The sequence below is a fragment of the bacterium genome (assembly GCA_030699905.1).
Lineage (GTDB): Bacteria > Patescibacteriota > Minisyncoccia > Phycocordibacterales.
The window spans coordinates 1-3,431 of sequence record JAUYKQ010000014.1; the positions used below are offsets into that span (position 1 = coordinate 1).

A 3,431-nucleotide genomic window follows, 5' to 3' on the forward strand; every position below is an offset into this window, starting at 1 on the left:
TCAAATTCTCGGCCGATTTTGTCGCTCATATACTCAACTTGCTTTAATTTTCTGCTTTCTCTTTCCGCCTCCGATGCCGCTATTTCTTTTTCCGTGGAGCGCTTTGCTATTTTTTCCAGACGAACAAATTCATCCGGGCCGACTTTTCTGTTTTTTAAAATTCTATCTAACATCCTGTGAACCAAAAGGTCGGGATATCGTCGTATCGGGGAGGTGAAGTGAGTGTAATATTCAAACGACAGTCCGAAATGTCCTATGTTGGCAGTTGAGTAAATGGCTTTTGCCATTGACCGCACCGCCGCCGTTTTTATAAGCGACTCATTCGGCGTGCCTTCAATCTGCCGGAAAAGCGCCTGCAAGTCCTTGCCCGTAACTTCACCGCTTTTGGAAATGGACAGTTCGTGTCCGAGCGCCCGAACAAAAACGGCAAGTTCGCCGATTTTTTCGGCGTTTGGAACGTCGTGAATTCTATACAGAAAAGGCGACTCTTTCTTTCCGCTTTTATCCGACTTAATGCTGGCCTGCCAGAAAAACTCCGCCACTTCGCGATTGGCAAGAAGCATAAATTCTTCCACCAGTTTATGAGTGTCCAAACGTTTTTTCTTAAAAATCTTTAGAGGTTTGCCCTCGCTGTCAAGCTCAAATTCAAACTCTTCGGTTTCAAAGTCAATGGCGCCCTGTCTGAATTTTTCTTCTTTCAATTTGTGGGCGATATCGTTCAAAACACGAAGTTCTTTGAAAAACTCGCCTTCTTTTTTATCTAAAACGTCTTGCGCTTCTTCGTAAGTGAAGCGTTTGTCGGAATATATGACCGTCCTGCCAAACCAGCGCGACAAGACGTGTCCGTTTCCATCTATTTCAAAAACAGCCGAAAAGGCCAACCGAGCTTCTTTTGGATTTAGCGAGCAAAGGTCGTTTGATAAAACTTCCGGAAGCATCGGAATGGTTCTGTCCACCAAGTAAACGCTGAAAGCTCTTTCGCGGGCTTCTTTGTCCAAGGCGGAGTCCTCTTTGACGTAATGCGAAACATCGGCGATGTGTATTCCAATCTCGTAAGTCGGGTTTTTGATTTCGGACTTTTGGGCTGGGACTTTTGATGACGCGATTTCGCGAAGCGAAATCGCGTCATCAAAATCTTTCGCCGTTTTAGGGTCTATTGTAAAAGTGGTAACGCCCCGAAAATCCCGCCTGGTTTTTATCTCCTCTTCTTTTATCGGTTTTTCCTGTTTTCCGATTTTTTCCGCCTCTTCTTCTGTCTGGGGGGGAAAGCCGGTTTCAAATCCTTTGCCTAACAGGATTGATTCCATTTCCGCTCGGTGTTCGCCTCTCCGGCCTATGATTTTTATGATTGTGGCTTCAGGATTTTCTCCCTCTTCGTATTTCGTAAGACGAACCAACGTTTTTAAATTTTCCTCCGCCTCTTTCGGAGCGTCCAAAATCAAAAAGTCCTTGTGGATTTTATAATCGTCGGGAACAAGAAAAGTTCTGCCGTTTTCTTTTTTCAAGGTGCCGACGAAGCGTTCTTTGAAACGCTTAACGATTTTTACCACTTTTCCCGCTCTGGTCTTAAACTGCTCTCGGGCGGGGAAGAGGACTACTTCCACTTCGTCTTTATTAAAGGCGGTTTTTGTGTGCGGAACATCTATAAAAATATCGTCCTGAAAATCAGGCACGGCCACATATCCCGCTCCTTTAGATGTGATGCTTATAACTCCGCAAACGACTTTTTCTTCGTTGCTTTTATGTTTTTTAGGATTTTTTCTCACTATGACATCATAGCGTTTTTAAGCTGATTTGACAATGTTGCTTGCGAGTGATGTCTTAATCAGTGCCGGGGCTATGGGGCTTTATGAGGTCGCGCGCCCCTTGTTTTTCTTGCTTGGAATAACAAAGCGTGTTACCATTTCGCTTATGTTAAAAATCCGATTACAGCGTGTCGGTCGCAAAAATGTCCCTGTGTTTAGGGTGGTTTTGACAGACCATAAAAATAGCGCAAAGAGCGGGAAATTCTTGGAGGTTTTGGGTTCATATGACCCTGTGCATAACAAAAAAGAAATCAAGGTAGAGAGAGTGAAGCATTGGCTATCCGTAGGGGCTCGGCCGTCAGAGACGGTTCATAATTTTTTGATTGACAGAAAACTTATTGAGGGCAAGAAGATAAACGTTTTACCAAAAAAACGTCCGATTAAAAAAGAAGAAGAGGCAAAAAGCGAGAGCGTAACTTCCGAGGCGCAATCGGTTCCGGCTGAATCAAAACCTGAAACAGAGTCCTCTTCCGCGGAGACCAAATCGGAAGAAAAAAGTGCCGAATCCGCCGGCGCTTCTACCACGGCAGAAGAAGTGAAAGACAAGGAACCAGATGCGAAAGCGGAGGAGAAACCGCGGGAGGAAAAGAAAGAAGAAGTTCCGGCGCAAGCATAATTGCGGTTTGACTTTTAGGCATTAGAGGGTAAAATATGGGGAATGCAGTATCGTCGAAGGACTGCACGATATTAACAAGAAATAAAAGTTGCAAGTTTGCATACATTTATGTCAAACGAATTGGATGTTCAGTTTTTGGATTTTGTAGTCAAGTCCCTTGTTGACAATCCGAACGACGTTAAAGTTGAAAGGACTGTGGACGAGATGGGAGTACTTCTCACTCTCTCGGTAAATTCGGCTGATATGGGCAAAATTATCGGAAGAATGGGCAACACCGCCAAAGCTATAAGAACTTTGCTTCGCGTGGTTGGAATGAAGAACAATGCCCGCGTTAACCTTAAAATAAACGAACCGGAAGGAGGAATGCGCTCCCAAAGCAGCGCTTCAAAATCAGTGGACGAGGCGATGGAAGATTTGAAGATATAACTTGTAGCGTGTAGCGTATAACGTGTAGCGCAAAGACACAAAAACCGCCTTTGGCGGTTTTTGTTTGGGCTCAACAAACTACGGACTGATGTCCTCTCGCAACAATGGTCTTATTCGTACGAATAGGCGAATAGTTTGAGTGTAGAGAATTCGTAGCCGTCACTTTTTCATGGTCTTCATTTACTTGCTTCCGTTATTTCTTCTTGCCTTTTCCGGCTATCCGCTATACGCTTATTCTAAATAAGAATATGACTTTCCAAATCATCACCCTGTTTCCTGAGGTCTTTGAGGCGTATGTGAATTCGTCCATGCTTTGGCGCGCTCAAAAAGAGAAGAAGGTGAAATTTAAGTTTTATAACCCTCGCGACTATACCAAAGACAAACACAGGAAAGTTGACGATAGGCCGTATGGCGGAGGTCCCGGGATGGTGCTATCCGTTCAACCGCTCCTCGGCGCGGTGGAACGGATAGTTAAGGGTCTAAAATCTAAAGTGAAAAACGGGAAGGCAAAAAAACTAAAAACTAAAGACAGTAAACTGAAAATCATAATAATGTCCCCGGCAGGAAAACAGTTTACAAATACT

Annotated in this window: 4 protein-coding genes; 3 read left to right on the forward strand and 1 reads right to left on the reverse strand. The window is 44.2% G+C overall.

The genetic code is table 11. The features are described 5' to 3' along the window. On the reverse strand, positions 1–1,766 hold a 1,766-nt coding region (locus Q8P86_01840), incomplete at its 3' end, for a VacB/RNase II family 3'-5' exoribonuclease (GenBank protein ID MDP3996418.1). A gap of 145 nt (positions 1,767–1,911) precedes the next feature. Between Q8P86_01840 and rpsP the strand changes: the two genes are divergently transcribed. From rpsP to Q8P86_01855, 3 genes are all read left to right on the forward strand, one after another. After that, positions 1,912–2,421, forward strand: coding sequence for a 30S ribosomal protein S16 (gene rpsP / locus Q8P86_01845; protein MDP3996419.1), 510 nt, complete (start codon positions 1,912–1,914; stop codon positions 2,419–2,421). A 108-nt stretch (positions 2,422–2,529) separates the two neighbouring features. Further along, positions 2,530–2,847 carry a KH domain-containing protein gene (locus Q8P86_01850; protein MDP3996420.1) on the forward strand — a complete coding sequence of 106 codons (318 nt, stop codon included), beginning with the start codon at positions 2,530–2,532 and terminating at the stop codon, positions 2,845–2,847. Positions 2,848–3,095: 248 nt separating this feature from the next. Continuing rightward, the coding region (locus Q8P86_01855) for a tRNA (guanosine(37)-N1)-methyltransferase TrmD (protein ID MDP3996421.1) at positions 3,096–3,431 on the forward strand (336 nt) is incomplete at its 3' end.

Bases quoted from the DNA above. Each gene is read 5' to 3' on its own strand.
- rpsP (MDP3996419.1), top strand. From the start codon at position 1,912: ATGTTAAAAATCCGATTACAGCGTGTCGGTCGCAAAAATGTCCCTGTG.
- Q8P86_01850 (MDP3996420.1), top strand. From the start codon at position 2,530: ATGTCAAACGAATTGGATGTTCAGTTTTTGGATTTTGTAGTCAAGTCC.